This window comes from Streptomyces sp. NPDC005866, assembly GCF_040629895.1.
In the GTDB taxonomy this organism is placed as follows: Bacteria; Actinomycetota; Actinomycetes; order Streptomycetales; family Streptomycetaceae; genus Streptomyces.
Genome location: NZ_JBEXWP010000006.1, coordinates 92933 through 112315, shown reverse-complemented (window position 1 = coordinate 112315; position 19383 = coordinate 92933). Strand labels below are relative to the sequence as shown.

Sequence of the window (19383 nt, the reverse complement as noted above, 5' to 3'; positions counted from 1 at the left end):
GGGGTGAGAGGGCGGTGGGCAGGTCAGCCGGTGGGCAGGACGCCGATCAGCAGACCGGAGACCAGCACCACGTACGTGGCCAGCGTCACCGCCGTGGTCGAGATGAGCGTGGCCGCCATCGGCTGACGGACCATCTGGTAGGAGACCAGACCGGGGACGATGAAGCCAAGGGTCTGTGACGTGTACAGCAGCGGGAACTGGTGACTGAGGGCGAGCATCACGGTGGTCTGCATCAGCACGGCGCTCAGCACCACGGCGGCGAACAGCCGCTTGCCGTAGAGAATCACCGTGCGCTGCAGCAGCTTCGTCATGAAGTACGTTCCCGTCGCTACAGCGACCATCAGCCCGGCCATCTGCACGTCGGTGACGAGCGTGAGGGCGATCCAGCCCGGGGTGATCATCCCTCCGGGGGAGAGGTTGGTGGTCAGATAGCAGACGAGCGAGAAGACCAGCCCGAGGGCGATCCCGAGCGCGGCGGTCTGTGCGGTGAGGTTGGCGGGGATCACGGGTTCCTCGTGGACTGGGACTGAGCGTAGGAGTAGCGCGGGTCGTCTGTGGCGCTCTGGCCGTCGGGCCGGCCGTGGCGGGCGGCGAACTGGCGGGCGAGCTCGCGCTGATTCGGGATGTGGAAGCTGTGGGTTGTCTCCAGCGGTGCCACCCAGCTGTACGGTTCCGGCTCGGGCGGCCGGGCCATCGCGACCTGCGGCCGGACCAGCGCGATCTGCATGGTCTCCTGGTCCAGGCCGTCGCCGTCGGGAACGGCGTCGAGCGGCTCCTCGGAGTCGTCCAGCGGCAGCCCGGCGAGGCACTCCAGGAACAGCTCGCCCTGGCCGTGGATGTTGCCGATCGCCACCAACGAGGAGGCCGGGCCGAGTTCCGCGAGGATCGCCTCGGTCACCTCCTCGGGGTCCCGGCGGTCACCGCCGAGGTCCACCACCCGCCCGGTGAAGCCGGCCGGAATCGCATCGCGGGCGCTCTTGGTCGGGTGGCCGATCAGGAACACCGTCTCGGCGGCGAGGTCGGGGATGATCGCGCCCATCTGACCGTTGCGCTCCACCCGGTCCGGGCGGCAGTTGATGACCACGTTGATCGGCCGTCTGATCGCGCCCAGATCCTCCAGCTGCTGGACGTTCATCAGAGTCGACTCGGGGTCGTTGGCCGCGAAGACGTTGGCGAACCGCAGCTGCTTGCCCTCGGTGACGTAACGTTCCACCGACAGCACGCCCGGGTCGGGCGGCGCGTCCCACATGCCCTGCATCGCGGTCTGCCGCTCCACGCCGAGCAGTTCGGCGACGGCGAGCGCGATCGCCACGTTCTCCTTGAAGGTGAACCAGCTGAAGCCGCGCAGCTCGGCGTCGGTCACCGACTCCGGATCGACCGCGATCAGACGGCAGTTCCGCTTGTCGGCCTCCTCCTGGAGGATGTGCAGCCGGTCCTTCTCCGCCGTCACGCACACCCCGCCCACCGGCATCGAGCGGGAGAGCGAGCGGGCGACATCGTCCAGCGTGGGCCCCATCTCCTCCAGATGGTCCTCGCGGACATTGCACAGCACGCCGATCGTGGAACGGATCAGCTTCTCCTGATTGATCTCCTGCAGCGCGGGCATCACCGCCATGCACTCGATCACCATCGCGTCCGGCCGGTAGGTCGCCGCCCGCCGCACGATGCCGATCTGCTCGACGATGTTGGACAGCCCGAACTTGCGGTACACCGGCTCCTCGGTGGCATCCGGATGGATGAACCGGGCCGCGGTGCCGGTGGTCTTGGCCACCGTGACCAGGCCGCCGCCGCGCAGCGCGCCCGCGCACAGCCGGGTGATCGAACTCTTGCCGCGGATGCCGTTGACCAGCACCCGCGTCGGTATCTGCTCCAGCGAGGCGAAGTGCCGCTGCTGCTCCACGATTCCGGCGACCCACAACCCGGCGCAGCACAGCAGGACTATGACATAGAGGAAGAGCACGCCGATTCCGTCCTTCTACCGCTGGAGGGTGGTCTGACGCGGGGACGGGGAGGGTCCGGCGGCGTGGCCGGATCTGGCCGCCCGGTCGCGTTCCGCCAGGCCCTGGCGCATCAGTTCCAGGCTGCGGGTGACCGAGCCGACCTCGTCGTGGTTGACCGGGTGCAGCACGGTGCGGCGGTCTCCGCCGGCGAGCCGCTCGACGAGCACCGCGACCGAGCGCAGCGGCCGGATCACCACGACGTGCAGCCAGCCCAGGCAGGTCGCACCCAGGGTGAGGCCCAGGATCCCTGCGAGCATGGTGCGCTGCTCGGCCTGCACCGCAGGAATCTGGAGGGCTGCCGCGGGTTCCGCGGTCACCACGTGCCAGCCGAGGCGGGCCGTCGGGCCGCTCTGCGCCAGCGGCGCGGCGGCGTCGACCGATGGGCCGGAGGACGTGCGGAGCACCCGCGAGGTCGCGGTGCCCGCGGTCCCCGGGGCGCCCTGGGTGGCGCGGGCGAGACGGCTCAGGCCGGAGTCGGGCAGCGACTGGAAGGCGCGGTAGCCGACGCTCGCCGCCAGCACCTTGTCGTCGCCGTCCGTCACCCAGACGCTGCCCAGCTTCGGCCTGGCCAGAATGGAGTTGAGCGACTTCACGTCGATCTCGCCGAACAGGACCACCCCGGCCGCCAGGGCCTTGCCCTTGGCGGCCCGGACCTGGGCGTAGGCGGCGATCGCCGGGATCCGGCCCGAGGTGTTGACGGTGGTGATCCCGCCGCCGCCGGGCACGTGGACGATGGTGCGCAGCGGTGTGTCGCCCACGCGCAGCGTGATGCCGCCCGAGCGGTCCAGGAGATACAGCGAGCGGTACTGCTTGTGGTCGGCGAGGGTGCGCCGCAGAACCTCGGTCTGGGCGGCCCGGCTGCTTCCCGGCAGAGCTGCGGCCGCGTCACTCAGGTCGGTGTACAACTGGTCGAGGGACTGCCGGATCCGGTTCGACGCGATCTCGGTGCGCGTCTGCTGGACGGCGAGGACCGAAGCCGGAACCGCGGTCGCGGTGTCCGCCCGGTTCAGCACAAAGATCATCGGTACCGCCCAGCAGGCCACCACCAGCACGCCGACCACGGCCAGCGCCCGGTAGCCCGGTCCGCGCCGGGCCGGGAACTCCTGCGGGCCGCTCTCGCCGAGCAGTTGCCGGCGCAGTGACTCCAGTGCCCGCCCGATCCGGGCCAGTTCTCCGAAGCCATGCACCGGAACCGGCCGGGACAGCTCCTCCCACGCGGTCGGCCCGTCCTCTGTCGCGCCCCGCGCCAGGCGGCCGGCGGACAGGTACAGCCGCAGCAGCGGCCGCTGCAGGGAGTGCAGTAGAGCAAGCCCGAGCAGCAGCGCGAGCACGGCCAGCGCCCCCGCTGCCTGGAGCCCGAAGCCCGAGAAGTCGACGGCGGTTCTCGTGGCGGGCACCGCGCGGAAGGTGAGCACCACCAGACCGAGGGCGTCGGTGTCGCCCGGACCGGTCGTCGAAGCGACCTGGGCCCAGCCGGCCACCGTGTGCCGGCTGCCCGTAGTGGCGCCCAGCAGGCTTCCCGAGGCGTCGGTGTCGCTCGCCGACCCCTTCGCAGCGCGGGTCGCCGCCGAGGGCAGACCGCTGTCGGCGGCGGCCGGCGACGCCGTGCCGTGGGACGTGGTGGCGAGCGTGGAGCCGCTCGCGTCCAGCACTTCGGCGGTGCGTCCGTCGCCGTACACCGTGGGGGCGGGGAGCGCCTCGGAGACCACCAGCAGCCACTGCCGTTCGGTCGGGCCCGGGACCTGGTTCTGGTCCTGGTTGGTGTCCTCCTGCTGCGCGGGCAGCGTGACCCTGGCGAAGTACAGCAGTTGCCGCGTGCCGCCCGACGTCACCAGCCGGGGCGGGATCGCCCCGTGCCCGGACGCCGTCCTGGCGACGGCCACCCCGGCCGGCGGCACCGTCTTGCCGCCGGCCGCCAGCAGTTTGCCGGTGTGCGGCTCGAGCAGCGCACTGCCGAGGACCGCCTTCCGGGCAGAAGTCAGTGCTTTGAGCGCGGTCGCGGGGGTCGATGTGCTCGTCGCCGGGTACGCGTCGGCCGTACGGCGCACCGTGCTCGCCTCGACGTCGATCGTAGTGCGCAACGACAGCGAGGTATCCGCGGCGATCTGCTGCTCCCCGTCCAACACGGCCTGCGGCACACGCGTGACGTGGATGCCGTCCAGGCCGATGATGGTCAGGGCGGCGACCACCAGCAGGAATACGACGAGTGAGGCGATCGGCGGGCGCACCCCGCCAAGCATCGGCATATCGGCGCGGCGGCGGATGCGGTGTCGGCGCGGCGCCCGGGCTGCGGAGGGCAGGGTAGCGGTTCCTTCCTCAATTGGCGCCGAGCGCCCGAATGTTCTACAGGGCAAACACGCTAGCTTCATGTGATGACATAACCATCACATTTTCATGCCTGTTTCGTACGTGTGAACCGGCCACCGGGCGACGGTCGACGGATGCGGGCCCCCGACGAGCCGAAGGGCGGACCCGCGAGCAGGACCCGCCCTTCGGATGTCCGGTCAGCTGTCCGATCAGCGGACGAAAGAGATCTCCGGGTACTTGCTGTTGGATCCGTCGAGCAGGGTGCTGTGCTGCTTGCGCAACTCCTGGTCGAAGAAGGCCGCGAGATGGACGCGCTGGACCGCGATCGCGCGGTTCGGGTCGATCGTGCCGTACTGCTGCTGGAGCTGCGCCTGGGAGAGCCCGAGCAGGCGTGCTTCCTGGGGCACCATCCACTCGTTGTCGCTGAAGGACAGGTGTGCCGCGCCCTTGAGCTTGATGTCGACCTTGTATCCCTTCAGGTGCGACCACAGCGTGCGCCACGACGAGTCGTTGTTGCGGTTGTGGCCGCCGGAGCTGAAGAGCATGAAGGGGCGGTTCAGGTCCTTGCTCGGAGCCGTCCCGAAGAACTGGCCGTCCAGGTTGGCACCGGCGTCGATACGGCTGTCGAGCTGCATGGCGGTGTCGACCGCGGCGCCGCCCAGCGACCAGCCGAACATCCCGATTCGGGACACGTCGACCGACTTCGTCAGCCCGGAAGGGAGCGTGGCCTTGCCGGCGTCCGGGTTGCCGCCCTTGCTGAGCGTGCTGAGCTGGTTGATGACGAACTTGATGTCGGCCGCGCGCACCTTGAGCGTGTCGGAGGAGTGGGCGCCCGCCGGCATCGTGTTGACCTCGAGCCGGTTGCCGGGGAACTGCACCTCGTTGGCGTCGTGGGTGTGGTCGACGGTGACGACGAGGTAGCCGCGGCTGGCGAGATCCTGGACGAGGGCGGTACCCATCGCGCGGTCCGAGTGCAGCCCGGTCGAGTACAGCAGGACGGGCAGCTTGCCGAGCTTGGTGTTCACCGGGGCGAGAACATGACCAGCCGTGGTCGGCAGGGTCACCAGCTGCGACGACAGCCCGCGCGTCGCCAGGAAGTGGGCGCCGGAGATCGACGGCATCCACGGCGCCTGATAGTGCCCGGACGTGGCGGTGGCCGGGTACCAGAGCGACACCATCAACTCGCGAGACCTGCTGCCGGACACGTACGGATCCGTACGGGACTTGTCGACGAGGTGCAGGCCGACCATGCCCACGCTGTACTTCCCGCTCGGAGCGGGCATCTTGAGCTGCAGACTGGTCGAGGCTGTGCGGCCGGCCGCGAGGACCTCAGGGCGTACGGCCTTGTGGTGGCCCAGCGGTGCCTCGTCGTTCTCGGGCGCCCAGGGCGTGTTCTGGTCGGACGAGATCCCGGTGGCCGCAGGTTTGTCGGACGTCTTCCCGGTGGCCATCGCCGACGTCAGCCCCACACCCAGCGCGACGGCCAGCGCACCTGCCGAACCGACCGCTATGGCGACCATTCTGCGACGGTGGCGCGGGCGGCGGTGATTCATGAAACCCCCTTGTTGGTCAGCGATCACAGAACAGGCGATCGACTGCCGCACACCGTACCGCGACAGCGGCCGACGGACCCGCGCGCCCCGGGTGGTGCGGCTGGAGAGTACGCGTCATGTCGAGGCGCTCGGCGGCAGGTTGACTCGCAGAGGGCACGGAACGTGGGGCCCGGAAGACCCGTGCCGCCAGGAGGCCGTTTACGCAGGGCCGCTCTGCGGAGAGGGCGATACTTTGAGGTGCTGTTGCGGCCGCAAACCGTTAGCGGTGCCGCCGCCGCACCAGAAGTCACCGTCTTCCGAGAAGGGGCCTCGCCTGCCCGGAGATCTCCGGCGCGCGCTCGGCGCCCGTCGGGAAGCCCAGCCACCGCGTCCGCAACGGCTCCTCGTCCCGCGCGGGCCGCTCTTCCTCCTGCGGGTCCTGGTCCCGCGCGTCCGCCCACTCCTGGCTCCACCGCGCCAGGAGAGCCCGCCAGTCCTCGCTCGTGTCCGTCATGCGGGCGATCCTGCCAGCCACCACTGACAGCGCCCCCCCGGCCCGGAAATGAGAGCCTGGACGGCACGATCGCATTCCCGCTGGGCGGGAGGACGGAGCAGGGACAGGATGAGCGGGCGGCAGTCGACATTCGTGAAGGTGTGCGGGCTCACCCAGGAGCAGCAGATCGACTGGGCCGTCGAACTCGGGTACGACGCGATCGGGATCGTCGTGACCCCGAAGAGCAAGCGGTACTGCCCGCCCGAGCGGGCCGTGGAACTCGCCGGGTACGCCCGCGGGCGGATCCCGGTCTTCGCCGTGGCCCTGACCCACGCCGAGACGGCCGAGGTCGCCGCGCACGTCGACACCGTCCAGATCTACGAGACCGCAGACATCCCGAACCTCGCCCTCGCCTCCGGCACCCCGCCCGAGCGGCCGGAGGCCCTGCAGTACTTCTTCTACGACGCCAGCGCGGGCAGCGGGGTGATCGCCGACATCCCCGCCTGGGTCGCGGACGTGCCCGGAAGGGTCGTCATCGCCGGCGGGCTCGACGAACACAACGTGGCCGGTGTCATCGAGGCCTTCGGCCCCTACGGCGTCGACGTCTCCAGCAGCGTCGAGACCGCGCCGGGGGTCAAGAGCCGCGAGCGGATGGCCGCCTTCGTCGCCGCCGCCCGCACCCCCGGACGGGACACCCGCTGAGCGGGTCGAGCGAAGTCGGCGGCGGTTCGATGCGCCCTAACGGGGCGCGGGGCTGCGTCAGTATGCGGCTGCCTCACGCCTGCGTCGGCTGCTCTGCGCCGCGACGGGGGTCCCCCCGCTCGAGCGAAGCCGAGAGTGGGGGAGCGACCAGCCACGACGGTGCCGCAGCCGAACACGGCACGTCACGGCGCTTACAGCGAAGCGCCTAGCGTCCGGCTTCGCGCAACTCCCGCACGATCCGGGCCGTCACCGGCACCGGTACGCCATGGCGGTCCGCCGCCCGCAGCAACGCACCCCCGATCGCGTCGAGTTCGAGGGGGCGGCCCGCCTCCGCGTCGCGTTGCATGGAGGACTTGGCGGCGGGCGGGAAGGCGTCGTAGCGGGCCAGGGCCTGCGCCGGGTCGACCGGGGCGCCGCAGGCGCGGCTGACCGCGGCCGTCTCCGCGACGAGCGAGGCCAGTTCCTCCCGGTGCCGGGTGCGGGTCTCGCCGAGGGGGAGGCCGTAGCGAGTGGTGAGCAGGGCGAAGGGCGCGAGGAACGACATCTTCGCCCAGAGGGCCGTGGTCTCGTCGTCCAGGACGCGGGTGACCGGCCCGGCCGCGGTGAGGGCTCCGGCCAGGGCCTCCAGACGGGGGCGGGGGACCTTGGCGCCGGTCAGGTCGATCTCCGCGAAGGGGCTGGTGTGTTCGACCAGTCCGGGGGCCGGGCGGGTCGACTCGACGCGGATCACCGAGGGGGCCACGCGGTCGGGGGCGTAGCGGGCGCGCAGCAGCGCCGGGTGCTCCACGCCGTTCAGGAACGGCACGAGGAGGGCGTCGCCGAGGGCCGTGGGCGGGATCCGGGTCAGGGCCGCGTCCAGGGCGGTGGCCTTGACGGTGATCAGGCAGGCGTCGACCGGTTCGCGCAGGGCCGTGTCGGCGTCCACGGGGGCGGTGAAGTCGCCGAACACGGTGCTGCGGACCTGGATTCCGGCGGTACGGAGGGTGTGGGCCGTCTCCTCGCCGGCCAGGCACAGGACGCGGTGGCCGGAGCGGGAGAGCAGGGCCGCGAGCAGGCCGCCCACGCCGCCGGGGCCGAGGACGGCGACGGTGAGCCGGGGACCGGGTGCGTTCGGAACACCCGGGCTGTCCGGGACATCCGGGGTGTTCGGCGTGTTCGACGCGTTCGTCATGGGGCTGTCCTCTCGTCGGTCGGCCCCGGGAGCGGTGGCCGCCTCGGAACGATCCTCGCAGGAGGGACGGGGCTGCGGGAGACTGGGGACATGTGCCGGAGTATCAAGACCCTGCGTCCGCCTCAGCTGGCCGAGGAGGCCACCGAGGAGGAGATCCGTGCTGCCGCGTTGCAGTACGTGCGGAAGGTGTCCGGGTTCCGGGCGCCGGCCGCGCACAATCGGGAGGTGTTCGAGCGGGCGGTGGAGGCGGTGGCGCAGGCCACCGCCGAACTGCTCGGGGGGTTGGAGGTGCGGGGGCAGGCTGTGCGGGAAGCCGCCGGCTGAGGCTGGCTGTCCGCCATGGCTGCCCGCTGATGAATCAGGCGGGGCGTCTTCGCATCAGGTACCCCGCTCCCGCTCCCGCCCCGAACAGCGCCACCACCGACACCGCCGTCGCCACCCAGGTCGCGCCCAGCCACTGGGCGCCCAGGTAGCCGAGGGCGACGCTGTAGACCGCCCAGGTCAGGCCTGCCAGGGCGGACCAGGGGAGGAAGTCGCGGACGCGGCGGTGGGTCGCGCCGGCGCACAGGGAGACGACCGAGCGTCCGGCCGGGGCGAAGCGGGCCAGTACCACCAGGGCGCCGCCGCCCCGTGTCAGGGCATCGCCGAGATGTTCCTGCGCGTTGCTCAGCCGTCGGGAGCGGGCGATCGCACGGTCCAGGCGGGCCCCGCCGCGCCGGGCCAGCCGGTAGGCGACCAGATCGCCGAGGACCGACGCGGCGGCGGCGCAGAAGGTCAGCGCGAGGATGTCGGGCAGGACGTGCGGGACGTGCCCGGGCGACGCCCCGGTGCCCGCCGCCGCTGCTGTGGCCGCGGTGATGACCAGCACACCGCTGGGCAGGACCGGCAGGAACACATCAAGCAGCACGGAGAGGGTCACCATGGCGTATATCCATGGCCCGGCCTCCAGTGACCCCATGCTTTCCCACACAACGGTTCCCCCGTGATTGACCTGGTGCGCCCCCCCGACGACAGCCATACAGCGTACGCAGGGGGTGTGACAGGAGTTTCACGGGGGGTTCGCGACATCCGCAAAGGATCACGCGGCCACCGGCGTGTCCTGTTCGGTGGCCTGCGCCGGCCGCTCCGCTTCCGGCTGCTCCCCGGCCTCGGTGGCGGCCGTCCGGAGTACCGCCCGTGCGACCGCGTCGGCGTCCGACAGCGTCACCGAGTCCACGCCCGGCCGGGCCCCCGCCGCGGTCACCCAGTGCACGCCCTCCGTGGGCACTCCGACGGCGAACCGCCTCGGGTGCGGCCGGCCTTGACGGTCGATCAGCCGGTACGGGCGCGGTGTCACATCCAGACCCCCGGTCTCGTGACCGTCCACCCGGTGCGGGCGGCACGCGCCCTCGTGCAGCAGCCCGGCCAGCAACTCGTCGGCGGTACGGCGCAGATCCGGCTCCGGGAGGCGGGCCTCTATGAGCGTTGTCACACGGACCGCCGAGCCGGGGACCTCCGGCGAGCGCGCCACCCACGCGCCGTCCTCCCGGCCCACCTCAAGACCGGGGCCCAGCACCTCCACCACGCCCGCCTCCAGCAGCGCGGTCAGCTCCTCGACACGCCGGCGGGGCGGCCCGATGGACAGGAACGCGTTGAGCGGGGTGTACCAGCCGTCCAGGTGGGCCCGCCGGGAGGCGCCGCTCAGGCCGCCGTGGTCGACGACCAGGCGTATCTCGTTGCGCAGGTCGCGCAGCACGTCCAGGGCCGCCTTGAGCGGGCCGTGGACATTGCCGAGAGCGGCCTGTGCCGCGTCCTCGCGGAGGTGGCCGAGGAGCCAGTCGCGCCAGTCCGTCACATCGGCGAACTCCCGTTCCCTGTAAGGGCGCTGGAGGCGCTCCCAGGACCAGCGGTCGGCCTCCGGGACGCCGGACTCGTCGAGTACGGCCGTCTCCTGGCGCCGGCCGTCGGCCGCGAGGAAGCGCTCGGTGAGGTCCGGGTCGCAGGTCAGGGCCGTGTAGTAGACCGTCTCCACCTCCTTCGCCACCAGTGGCCAGACCTCCGCGAGGAAGTCGGGTGCCTCGCCGGAGTCCGCGCTTTTGCGCAGGCCCGCGATCACCTCGGGGGTGAGCAGAAGCGGGGTGTGACGGCCGTAGGGGCCCTTGGCGTTGTCGCCGCGCGCCTGGTACGGGACGCCCCGCCGGGACCCCGCGTACAGGCGGGGCTCGCGGCCGGAGGGCGTGTAGCGCAGGCCGCCGGCCGGCGTGCGGGCGAAACGGCCGCCCCGGCCGGTGGTGAGCAGGGCAAGGTGGTCGAAGAAGTTCAGGCCGAGGCCGCGCAGCAGCACCGGTTCGCCGGGTGCGATCGGGGTGAGATCGACATCGGCCGGGTTGGCGGGCGGTATGTGGCGCAGTCCGTGCCGGGCGGCGTGTGCGCGGTGGCCGCGGTCCTCGGGGGACGCCGTCGCCGGGAGATGGCCCTGGGCCAGCACCACCGCGGCCAGGCCGGGCAGGGTGCGGCCGTCCTCGAGGGTGAGCGTCTGGCGGCCGTCGGGGTCGTCGGCGAGCCGTACGGCACGGGCGCGGTGCGTCTCGACGCGGACCGCCTCCGGTGCCCCGGAGACCGTCCTGGCGAACACCCACTCCAGGTAGCGGCCGTAGTGGGCGCGGGTCGGGTAGTCGTCGGGGCCCAGCTCGCCGGCCGCCCACTCGTGCAGGCTGGGGCCGGGCAGTATGGGGCCCGAGCAGTCCACGCTGTCGTCGGTGAACAGGGTGACCTGGCTGGCCACGGTGTTCATCAGCAGCTCCGCCGACTGCGTCGTACGCCAGACCCGGCCCGGGCCCGGTGGTGCCGGGTCGATCACATGGACCGTGAGGTGCGCCCCCGGGGGCAGCAGCTCGGGTGCGGAGGCACAGAGGCGTTCCAGGACGCTGGTACCACGCGGGCCGGCACCGACCAGGGCGACGGCGACCCGGGCGGATTCCTGGGGCGAGGAGGACAAGGACGTGACTCCCGGGCGTGTGGGGGCGCTTGGCAGGAACACCGCCCGCGGGATCGGGAAGCGGACGGCCCGCCTCATCATGCCGTCGCGCTTAACAGAAACCAACGCGGGTCCCACTCGCCCCAGATGTCCCTCATGAGGTGGTGAGGGTGGACTCCTCCACGGTCTCCAGGGTCCCGTTCCCCCGGGCTCGCTCCAGCCGCAGCCGGGCCGAGCGGCCCCGCAGGGTCAGCGTCATCAGCTGGTTGCCGAACCACGGCCCGCCTGTCTTCCGCCATGTCACCGGCGGTCGCGCACAGCGTCCGTGCCGGGCGAACCGCCGCCCGAGGAACCGGCCCAGGGCGCTCCAGCCGAACCGGAAACCGACCCGGATCGTCGGCGGCACGGAGTTGTGGACGGGCGAGCAGGTGAGTTGCAGCACACGAGAGGTGGGCGCGGTACCGGCCGGCCACGCGGGCTCGGCGACGTACGCGTGATGGACGTCCCCGGAGAGCACACAGATGGACGCGGGCGCCTCGGGGCCCGAGCCGGTGCGGGCGATCAGGCCGGCCAGTTCGGCGAAGGAGGCAGGGAAGGCCGCCCAGTGCTCCAGGTCGGCCACGCGGCGCAGCCGCTCCCCGAACTCCGCCCAGCGGGTGCCCCGTTCGCCCCGGCACAGCGCCGAGTCCCAGGCCTCCAGGTCATGTATGAGGTGCGGCAGCAGCCAGGGCAGCGAGGTGCCGACCAGGAGATGGTCGTACGACTCCCGGTCCGCCAGTGCCTGTTCGCGCAGCCACTCGGCCTCGCCGGCATCGAGCATGGAACGGTTCCGCTCGTCCAGCACCCGCCCCGCCCGGCTGTCCACCATCAGCAGCCGCACCCGCCCGAAGTCGCGCCGGTAACTCCATCGCACCGAGGCCGGGTCGGCCTCGGCCTTGGCGGCGAAGGCGCGCAACTCGTCGGTGCCGTCGGGGGAGTCGCACACGGCCGTGTAGAGCGGGTCGGCGGCCAGTTCGGCCGGGGAGAGGTTCCCCAGGTGCTGGTGCACCCAGTACGACATCAGCCCGCTCAGCAGCCGCTCCTGCCACCAGGGTGTCGCCCGCATGTCGGCCAGCCAGGCGGCGGAGGTGTTCCAGTCGTCTATGACGTCGTGGTCGTCGAAGATCATGCAACTGGGCACGGTGGACAGCAGCCAGCGCACCTCGGGATCGAGCCAGGACTCGTAGTAGAGGCGGGTGTACTCCTCGTAGTCCGCGACCTCGGCGCCGGGCGCGTCGGACAGGTCGCGGCGGGCGGCCAGCCAGCGCCGGGTCGCCGCCGAGGTCTCGTCGGCGTACACCTGGTCGCCCAACAGCAGCAGCACGTCGGGCCGTTCACCGCCGGCGGCGACGCGTGCGGCCAGGCTGTCCAGGGCGTCGGGGCCGACCGGGTCGTGGCCGTCGGCCGGGGGAGCGGCCCAGCGGCAGGAGCCGAAGGTCACCCGCAGGCCGTCGTCCTCGGCGGGGACGCGTATCGCCGAGGGCGGGAAACGGGAGTCCGGCAACGGCCACACACGCGTGCCGTCCAGGAGGACGTCGTACGACGTCGAGGTCCCCGGAGTCAGCCCGGTGACCGGGATCAGGGCGTAGTGGTGGCCCGCCACCTGGAAGGTGGGCGTGGTGCCGCCCGCGCCGTCCGCGCAGCGCACCTCGGCGGTACACGGACGGCTCGTCTCGACCCAGACGGTCGCCGACGAGCCGTCGGTGTACCTCAGCAGTGGTCCCAGGCGCAGTCCGGCCACGTTCGCCCGCCTCTTTCTCGGTCGGTTCGCCTCCGTCGCCCCGTACGGTACGGAACGACGGAGGTCAGCGGGGAGGTTCCGACGCAGGAATCGGAGCGAAGCGTGGCCGGAATGCGGGGGAAGCGGGACCTTCTGTCCGCCGGGTGGGTCAGCAGCCGGAGAGGTAGCTGGTGAGCGCGCTCTTCTCGGCGGAGTCGACCGAGAGGTTGTAGTAGTACTTCACCTGGACCCAGGCGCGGACGTAGGTGCAGCGGTAGGACGTGAGCGGCGGCATCCAGGTGGCCGGGTCCTGGTCGCTCTTGGACTGGTTCACGTTGTCCGTGACGGCGAGGAGCTGCGGGCGGGTGATGTCGTTGGCGAAGGCCTGGCGCTGGGCGGTGGTCCACTTGCCGGCGCCGGAGTCCCAGGCCTCGGCGAGCGGGACCAGGTGGTCGATGTCGACGTCGGAGGCGGCGGTCCAGGTGGCGCCGTCGTACGGGGAGTACCAGCTGCCGCTGGTGGCGGCGCAGGCGGAGTCGGTGACGACGTTCGAACCGTCCCGCTTGAGGATGTACTCACGGGTGTTGCAGGTGCCGCTGATGGTGTTCCAGGTCGGGAACAGGCTCCGGGAGTAGCCGGTGCGGTTCTCGGTGGCCACGGTGAGCGAGGCGAGGTAGCTGCGGGCGGTGGCGCCGCTGACCGGGGTGGGAAGGGCGGCGGAGGCGCTCGGGGAGTTGAAGAGGGCGGCGGAGGCTATCAGGCCGATGAGTGCCGCGAGTATGCTGACACGTCGACGCGCGTAGAGCTTTGAGCTAGCCATGCGAACTCCCTGGTGAGGGTGGGGTGTTGGAGCGCGAGCGAGGGAATGCTCGCGCCACCGTGTTGCCACTGGGTGAGCGTGCGGTAAGAAACTAATGGCGCGTTCATGACACAACAAGGTGTGCGACGTTACTCACAGGTGGGGCGCTCGGCCTTGGGTATCGGTGTGGTCGTCACGTACCGTGGTGGCCGTTGAAGGGGAGTAGCTCTTCGCCGGACCGTCGACATACTGCTCAGCCCGTCTGAGCCGGCGCCCGGAGGCGGACCTCGATCGCGAGGCCGCCAGCGAGACCTTCGGCAAGCAGTGCACGCCTGTGCCGTACGACGGCACGGGTGACCCATGTGTGCTGCCGTGCCGAGGTGTCGTGTGTTCCGCGCGAAGTGCAGCACTCTCGGTGGGGCGGCCCCGACCGATTGAGGACCCTTGATCAGCATCACCGTGACGGCGCTCGTCTTCGGCGTCATCTTCCTCGCCGAGCTGCCCGACAAGACCGCGCTCGCCGGCCTCGTCCTGGGCACGCGCTACCGGGCGTCCTACGTCTTCGCGGGCGTCGCCGCGGCCTTCCTCCTCCATGTCGTGCTCGCCGTCGCGGCCGGCAGTGTGCTGACCCTGCTGCCGCAGCAGATCGTGCACGCCCTGACCGGCGTCCTCTTCCTCGGCGGCGCGGCCGTGCTGCTCCTGAAGAGGGAGGAGGAGGAAGAGGAGGTCCGCAAGCCTGCCGACCAGTCCTTCTGGAAGGTCGCCGGCACCGGGTTCATGCTCATCTTCGTCGCCGAGTTCGGGGACCTCACGCAGATCATGACGGCGAACCTCGCGGCCCGGTACGGCGACCCGCTGTCCGTGGGGCTCGGCGCGGTGCTCGGCCTGTGGGCCGTGGCCGGACTCGGCATCGTGGGCGGCAAGGCGCTGATGAAGAAGGTGCCGCTGCGGCTGATCACGCAGATCGCGGCCGTGCTGATGCTGGCGCTGGGCGTGTGGAGCCTGTGGGAGGCGATCGCCGGCTGAGCCGGAGGCGTCCCGGCGAGCTGAAGAGTCGGTGAACGGTCGGCGAAGGCGGTGGCGGGATCGCCCCCCGTTTTGTACCGTAGAGAAACAAAGTGGCTCCCGCTCGTTTTCCCTGACCGGCGGGCGGGGCCGCCTTGTTCTCCCGGCCCGTTTCTCCAGGCTTGTCACTCCCCGCCTGTGTCTCCGGCCTGCTTTTCCCGGCCTGCTTAGGAGCTGCCCGATGACGGCCACCGTCCTCACCGCCCGCGCCCTCCTGCTCGACATGGACGGCACCCTCGTCAACTCCGACGCCGTCGTCGAACGCATCTGGCGGCGCTGGTCCGAGCGGCACGGGCTGGACGGCGACGAGGTCATGAAGGTCGTCCACGGGCGCCAGGGGCACGCGTCCATGGCGGTGCTGCTGCCGGACCGGCCGATGGAGCAGAACCTCGCGGACAACGCGCGGATGCTGGCCGAGGAGACCGCCGACATGGACGGCGTGGTGGAGATCCCGGGCGCCGCGGCCTTCCTCGCCTCGCTGAGCGGGCTGCCGCATGCGCTGGTGACCTCGGCGGACGTACCGCTCTCGACGGCGCGGATGGCCGCGGCCGGGCTGCCGCTGCCGGCGGTGCGGATCACGGCGGAGTCGGTGGGCTCGAGCAAGCCGGACCCCGAGGGCTTCCTGAAGGGGGCGGCCGAGCTGGGTGTCGCCCCGGCGGACTGTGTGGTCTTCGAGGACTCGGGCGCGGGGATCACGGCGGGCCGTGCGGCGGGGATGCGGGTAGTGGGCGTCGGGCCTCGGGCGGGAGCGCACGGGCCGGATGCGGTGGTGCGGGACCTGACGGGGGTACGGGTGGAGGCGCTGGCGGACGGGACGCTTCGGGTGCACGTCGGCACGACCGCCCGCGGCTGAACGAGCCCCCGTAAGGGGCGCGGGGAACTGCGCGACCGGCCCCTACGGGCCCGCACTCACCCACGACCGGGACCGCCCCTCCCTGCGGCCCCTACGGCTCCGTCGTCTCCGACTCCAGTGCCGCCCGCGTAGCCGTCCCGTACACCCCCGACTCCTCGGTCAGGATCCCCCGCGTCAGCTGGTACGTCCGCACCGCGTCCTCGGTCCTGCGGTCGTAGTGACCGTCGGCCCTTCCCGAGTAGAGGTTCACCTGCGCCAGCCGCAGCTGGAGTTCCGTCACCTCGGCGCCGCCGGCGCCGGGGCGCAGGACCGGTGCCGAGGTGGGCCGGGCGGAGGCGGCCGTGCCGGTCGCCGACGCCGACCGGGTCGGCGTGGCCGAGCGAGACGCACTGCGCGACGCGCTCGCGCTCGCCGTCCGGGAGGGCGGGGCCGTGGGCGACACGCTCGCGCCGGCGGACGCGGACGGCACGGCCGACGTCGGCGCTCGCGAGGTCACCGGCGCCGCCGAAGGCGACCCCGCGCCCGGCGTCACGTCAGGGACGCTCTCACGGACGTCCTCCGGCGCCGCCCCGTCCCGTGTCGGCGTCACATGGGAGAACAGTCCGCTCGCGAAACCGGCCACCGCGAGGATCCCGATCACCGCCCCGGCGACCGAGAGGACCAGGGCCCACCGAGGGCGGCGCCGGCGGGATTCCCCCGGATCAGGAGAGGTCCCGTACGCGTCGCCGGGCTCCGCGTCGGCGCCCGCCGGCTCCGGCACCGCCCGCAACGGCATGGTCGCCGGCTGGGCCACCGGCAGCGGCTCGGTCTTCCCGCCGTCGGCCCCCGCACCGGCACCGGCGAGGTCGACGTACGGCCGAATCCGCAGCGGATCGAAGTCCTCCGCGGCCGCCTGCTCGGCCGTACGCGCGTCGCGCAGCGCGTCGGACGCCCGCCGGGTGCAGTCGCAGGAGGGCGTGTTGTCCTGCCCCCTCGGCGCCCCGCACTCCGGGCACCGGTGGCCCCCGGTCGAATCCGTCACGGCGTCGTCCCTCCCCTCATGAACTCCACAGATTATGCGGGACACCCACACGAACATTCGCCGGATCCCCTTGTTCCAGCGGGTGCGAAGGGGGCTCGACGGGCCATACCGGGTGACACCGTCCACGATGGAAGATGGCTGAAAGCACCCGGGAGGTCTTCATGGCCCTGGATACGACGCACTCGACCGCGAAGGAAGCGGAGCACGTCCCCAACAATGTGCTCGTCCCGATCGGTGCCCTGCTCCTGGGCCTCCTGCTGGCCGCACTCGACCAGACGATCGTGTCGACTGCTCTGCCGACCATCGTCAGTGACCTGGGCGGCCTGGAGCACCTGTCGTGGGTGGTCACCGCCTATCTGCTGGCCTCCACGGCCGCCACCCCGCTGTGGGGCAAGCTCGGTGACCAGTACGGACGCAAGAGGCTCTTCCAGACAGCCATCGTGATCTTTCTCGTCGGGTCGGCCCTGTGCGGGATGGCCCAGAACATGGGCGAGCTGATCGGCTTCCGCGCGCTGCAGGGGCTTGGCGGCGGTGGACTCCTGGTGCTGTCGATGGCGATCGTGGGGGACATCGTGCCGCCGCGCGAACGCGGGCGCTATCAGGGGCTGTTCGGTGCCGTCTTCGGAGCGACCAGTGTGCTGGGGCCGCTGCTCGGCGGGGTGATCACCGAGCATCTGAGCTGGCGCTGGGTGTTCTACGTCAACCTGCCCGTCGGCGTCGTCGCCCTCGCCGTGATCGCCGCCGCGCTGCACATACCGCGCAGGACCGCCCGCCACGTCATCGACTATCTCGGCACGTTCCTGATCGCCGCCGTCGCCACCTGCCTGGTGCTTGTGGCCGCGCTGGGCGGGACGATATGGCCCTGGGGGTCGCCGCGGATCATCGGGCTCGCGGTCCTCGGGGTGCTCCTCGCCGTCGCCTTCGTGGCCGTCGAGCGGCGGGCCGCCGAACCCGTGCTCCCGCTGAAGCTCTTCGGCATCCGCACCTTCACCCTCGCCGCCGTGATCAGCTTCATCGTCGGCTTCGCGATGTTCGGCGCGATGACCTATCTGCCGACCTTCCTCCAGGTCGTGCACGGCATCTCGCCGACCCTGTCGGGTGTGCACATGCTGCCGATGGTGATCGGCCTGCTGCTGTCGTCCACCCTGTCCGGCCAGATCGTCAGCCATACGGGCCGCTGGAAGGTGTTCCCGATCGCCGGCACCGCCGTCACCGCCTTCGGCCTGCTGCTCCTCCACCGGCTCGACGAACACAGCTCGACGATCGAGATGAGCAGCTGCTTCTTCGTCTTCGGCCTGGGCCTCGGACTGGTCATGCAGGTGCTGGTGCTGATCGTGCAGAACTCCGTCTCGTACGAGGATCTCGGCGTCGCCACCTCCGGCGCGACCTTCTTCCGCTCCATCGGAGCCTCCTTCGGCGTGGCCATCTTCGGCTCCGTCTTCGCGAGCCGCCTCGGCGACAAGCTGGCCGGCGCCTTCCAGGGCGTCCGCCTCCCGCCCGGAGTCACTCCGTACGCCCTCAAGGCGGACCCGCGCAGCATCGCCGAACTGCCGCCCCCGCTGCGCCCGGCGGCCCTGCACGCGTACGCGTCCTCGATCACGGACGTCTTCCTGTACGCCGCTCCGGTGGCCGCCCTCGGCTTCGTCCTTGCCTGGTTCCTCAAGGAGGACCGGCTGCGCGGCTCGGTCACCGCGCCGGACGGGTCGGAGAACATCCCGCCCAACCCGGTGCAGCGGTCGTCGTACGACGAGTGCTGCCGGGCCCTGTCGCTGCTCGGCACCCGCGAGGGCCGCCGGGAGATCTACCGGAAGATCAACGAGCGGGCCGGTGTCGACCTGCTGCCCGCGGCCGGCTGGCTGCTGCTGCGCATCCGCCGATACGGCTCGGTGGAGCCGGGACGGCTCGCCGAGCGCGGAGCCGTCCCGATGGCCGTCGTCCTGGAGGGCGCCCGCCAGCTGGAGGAGCGGCGCCTCGCCGACCGTATGGGCCTCGACCTGACCCTGACCGAGCAGGGCCGCGAGGTCGCCGAACGGCTCGCCGGGGCCCGTGAGGAGTCGCTGGCCGACCTGCTCGGCGACTGGTGGAGCCCGGACCGGCCCACCGACCTGGACCAGCTGGTGCGGGAGCTGACCGACGAGATGTGCGGCACCGAGCGCGAGCAGCCGCAGAACCCGGCGGCCGGGCGGATCAGTTGACGAGTTCCTTGCGGAACCAGTGCTCGGCGTAGATGTCGTCGTTGTGCGGCCCGGTCTCGGTGTAGCCGAGCCGCGCGTACAGGGCGCGGGCCTCGACCAGGTCGGTGCGCGTGTCCAGGACGATCCGCCCGGCCCCGAGGGCGCGGGCCGCGTCCTCGGCCGCCCGGACGAGGAGCGCGGCGCCGCCCCTGCCGCGCAGCCCCTCGTGCACGAAGACCCGGGTGAGCTCGGCGGTGGCCGCGTCCAGGAGCCGTACGCCCGCGCTGCCGGCCGGCGCACCGTCGTACCGTGCGATCAGCAACCGGCCGTCGGGCGGGGCGAGTTCGGTCCCCGGCCGGGCGGCGATCTCCCGGTCCAGCTCGGCCGGGTCGGTGCGCCGGCCCTCGTGGCGCAGGTACCAGCGGTCACTGACCTCGGTGTAGTAGGCCCGCCACAGGGCGGCGGCGACGGGCGAGTCGGGGCGTTCCGGGGTGATGGTCCAAGACGTCATGGACCGCAGTCTCGGGCGGACCCGGGTGGTCCGCGCAACC

At 71.9% G+C, this 19383-nt stretch carries 17 protein-coding genes; 5 read left to right on the top strand and 12 right to left on the bottom strand.

Annotated elements, in window-relative coordinates:
* Positions 1-23: 23 nt before the first annotated feature.
* From ABZ396_RS11335 to ABZ396_RS11315, 5 genes are all read right to left on the bottom strand, one after another.
* Positions 24-506, bottom strand: coding sequence for a poly-gamma-glutamate biosynthesis protein PgsC/CapC (locus ABZ396_RS11335; RefSeq protein WP_358919695.1), 483 nt, complete (start codon positions 504-506; stop codon positions 24-26).
* On the bottom strand, positions 503-1960 hold the full coding sequence (pgsB, locus tag ABZ396_RS11330) for a poly-gamma-glutamate synthase PgsB (RefSeq protein ID WP_358919693.1): 1458 nt from the start codon (positions 1958-1960) through the stop codon (positions 503-505). Before pgsB ends, ABZ396_RS11335 begins: the two co-directional genes overlap by 4 nt.
* A 15-nt stretch (positions 1961-1975) precedes the next feature.
* Complete coding sequence (locus ABZ396_RS11325; RefSeq protein ID WP_358919691.1) at positions 1976-4228, bottom strand: cache and HAMP domain-containing protein; 2253 nt, start codon at positions 4226-4228, stop codon at positions 1976-1978.
* 288 nt (positions 4229-4516) lie between these two features.
* Positions 4517-5827 carry a hydrolase gene (locus ABZ396_RS11320; protein WP_358919689.1) on the bottom strand — a complete coding sequence of 437 codons (1311 nt, stop codon included), beginning with the start codon at positions 5825-5827 and terminating at the stop codon, positions 4517-4519.
* Between the two features lie 319 nt (positions 5828-6146).
* Positions 6147-6353 carry a hypothetical protein gene (locus ABZ396_RS11315; protein ID WP_358919687.1) on the bottom strand — a complete coding sequence of 69 codons (207 nt, stop codon included), beginning with the start codon at positions 6351-6353 and terminating at the stop codon, positions 6147-6149.
* A 108-nt stretch (positions 6354-6461) separates the two neighbouring features.
* On the opposite strand from ABZ396_RS11315, the gene ABZ396_RS11310 reads away from it, so the two are divergent.
* Positions 6462-7034 (top strand): hypothetical protein, encoded by a 573-nt coding sequence (locus tag ABZ396_RS11310; protein WP_358919685.1) that lies wholly within the window; start codon positions 6462-6464, stop codon positions 7032-7034.
* Between the two features lie 205 nt (positions 7035-7239).
* Here ABZ396_RS11310 and ABZ396_RS11305 read toward each other — a convergent pair whose 3' ends face one another.
* Positions 7240-8205, bottom strand: coding sequence for a 2-dehydropantoate 2-reductase (locus ABZ396_RS11305; protein WP_358919683.1), 966 nt, complete (start codon positions 8203-8205; stop codon positions 7240-7242).
* Between the two features lie 90 nt (positions 8206-8295).
* Between ABZ396_RS11305 and ABZ396_RS11300 the strand changes: the two genes are divergently transcribed.
* Complete coding sequence (locus ABZ396_RS11300) at positions 8296-8529, top strand: DUF2277 domain-containing protein (RefSeq protein ID WP_358919681.1); 234 nt, start codon at positions 8296-8298, stop codon at positions 8527-8529.
* 34 nt (positions 8530-8563) lie between these two features.
* Here the strand turns inward: ABZ396_RS11300 and ABZ396_RS11295 are convergent, their stop codons facing one another.
* The 4 genes from ABZ396_RS11295 to ABZ396_RS11280 form a co-directional block, all read right to left on the bottom strand.
* Positions 8564-9127, bottom strand: a complete 564-nt coding sequence (locus tag ABZ396_RS11295; protein ID WP_358919680.1) for a VTT domain-containing protein — start codon at positions 9125-9127, stop codon at positions 8564-8566.
* Positions 9128-9283: 156 nt separating this feature from the next.
* Entirely contained in the window at positions 9284-11182 is a 1899-nt protein-coding gene (locus tag ABZ396_RS11290; protein ID WP_358919678.1) for an FAD/NAD(P)-binding protein, read from the bottom strand.
* A gap of 133 nt (positions 11183-11315) precedes the next feature.
* A complete protein-coding gene (locus tag ABZ396_RS11285; RefSeq protein ID WP_358919676.1) occupies positions 11316-12941 on the bottom strand; it encodes an alkaline phosphatase D family protein in 1626 nt (541 codons plus the stop codon).
* Between the two features lie 148 nt (positions 12942-13089).
* Positions 13090-13740, bottom strand: a complete 651-nt coding sequence (locus tag ABZ396_RS11280; protein WP_358919674.1) for an HNH endonuclease family protein — start codon at positions 13738-13740, stop codon at positions 13090-13092.
* 423 nt (positions 13741-14163) lie between these two features.
* Here ABZ396_RS11280 and ABZ396_RS11275 point away from each other — a divergent pair, with 423 nt between their 5' ends.
* On the top strand, positions 14164-14745 hold the full coding sequence (locus ABZ396_RS11275; RefSeq protein ID WP_358919672.1) for a TMEM165/GDT1 family protein: 582 nt from the start codon (positions 14164-14166) through the stop codon (positions 14743-14745).
* A 220-nt stretch (positions 14746-14965) separates the two neighbouring features.
* Positions 14966-15637, top strand: coding sequence for an HAD family hydrolase (locus ABZ396_RS11270; protein ID WP_358919670.1), 672 nt, complete (start codon positions 14966-14968; stop codon positions 15635-15637).
* Positions 15638-15728: 91 nt separating this feature from the next.
* Here the strand turns inward: ABZ396_RS11270 and ABZ396_RS11265 are convergent, their stop codons facing one another.
* Positions 15729-16658 (bottom strand): peptidoglycan-binding protein, encoded by a 930-nt coding sequence (locus ABZ396_RS11265; protein ID WP_359184399.1) that lies wholly within the window; start codon positions 16656-16658, stop codon positions 15729-15731.
* Positions 16659-16819: 161 nt separating this feature from the next.
* Here ABZ396_RS11265 and ABZ396_RS11260 point away from each other — a divergent pair, with 161 nt between their 5' ends.
* Entirely contained in the window at positions 16820-18853 is a 2034-nt protein-coding gene (locus tag ABZ396_RS11260) for an MFS transporter (RefSeq protein ID WP_358926716.1), read from the top strand.
* On the opposite strand, the gene ABZ396_RS11255 is transcribed toward ABZ396_RS11260, so the two are convergent.
* Positions 18846-19343 carry a GNAT family N-acetyltransferase gene (locus ABZ396_RS11255; RefSeq protein ID WP_358926714.1) on the bottom strand — a complete coding sequence of 166 codons (498 nt, stop codon included), beginning with the start codon at positions 19341-19343 and terminating at the stop codon, positions 18846-18848. The genes ABZ396_RS11260 and ABZ396_RS11255 overlap by 8 nt on opposite strands.
* Positions 19344-19383: the final 40 nt, after the last annotated feature.

Excerpts from the sequence above, each read along its gene's own strand:
- ABZ396_RS11310 (WP_358919685.1), top strand. The coding sequence starts at position 6,462 with ATGAGCGGGCGGCAGTCGACATTCGTGAAGGTGTGCGGGCTCACCCAG.
- ABZ396_RS11295 (WP_358919680.1), bottom strand. The coding sequence starts at position 9,127 with ATGGTGACCCTCTCCGTGCTGCTTGATGTGTTCCTGCCGGTCCTGCCC.
- ABZ396_RS11260 (WP_358926716.1), top strand. The coding sequence starts at position 16,820 with ATGGCCCTGGATACGACGCACTCGACCGCGAAGGAAGCGGAGCACGTC.
- ABZ396_RS11305 (WP_358919683.1), bottom strand. The coding sequence starts at position 8,205 with ATGACGAACGCGTCGAACACGCCGAACACCCCGGATGTCCCGGACAGC.
- ABZ396_RS11315 (WP_358919687.1), bottom strand. The coding sequence starts at position 6,353 with ATGACGGACACGAGCGAGGACTGGCGGGCTCTCCTGGCGCGGTGGAGC.
- ABZ396_RS11300 (WP_358919681.1), top strand. The coding sequence starts at position 8,296 with ATGTGCCGGAGTATCAAGACCCTGCGTCCGCCTCAGCTGGCCGAGGAG.
- ABZ396_RS11255 (WP_358926714.1), bottom strand. The coding sequence starts at position 19,343 with ATGACGTCTTGGACCATCACCCCGGAACGCCCCGACTCGCCCGTCGCC.
- ABZ396_RS11320 (WP_358919689.1), bottom strand. The coding sequence starts at position 5,827 with ATGGTCGCCATAGCGGTCGGTTCGGCAGGTGCGCTGGCCGTCGCGCTG.
- ABZ396_RS11270 (WP_358919670.1), top strand. The coding sequence starts at position 14,966 with ATGACGGCCACCGTCCTCACCGCCCGCGCCCTCCTGCTCGACATGGAC.
- ABZ396_RS11280 (WP_358919674.1), bottom strand. The coding sequence starts at position 13,740 with ATGGCTAGCTCAAAGCTCTACGCGCGTCGACGTGTCAGCATACTCGCG.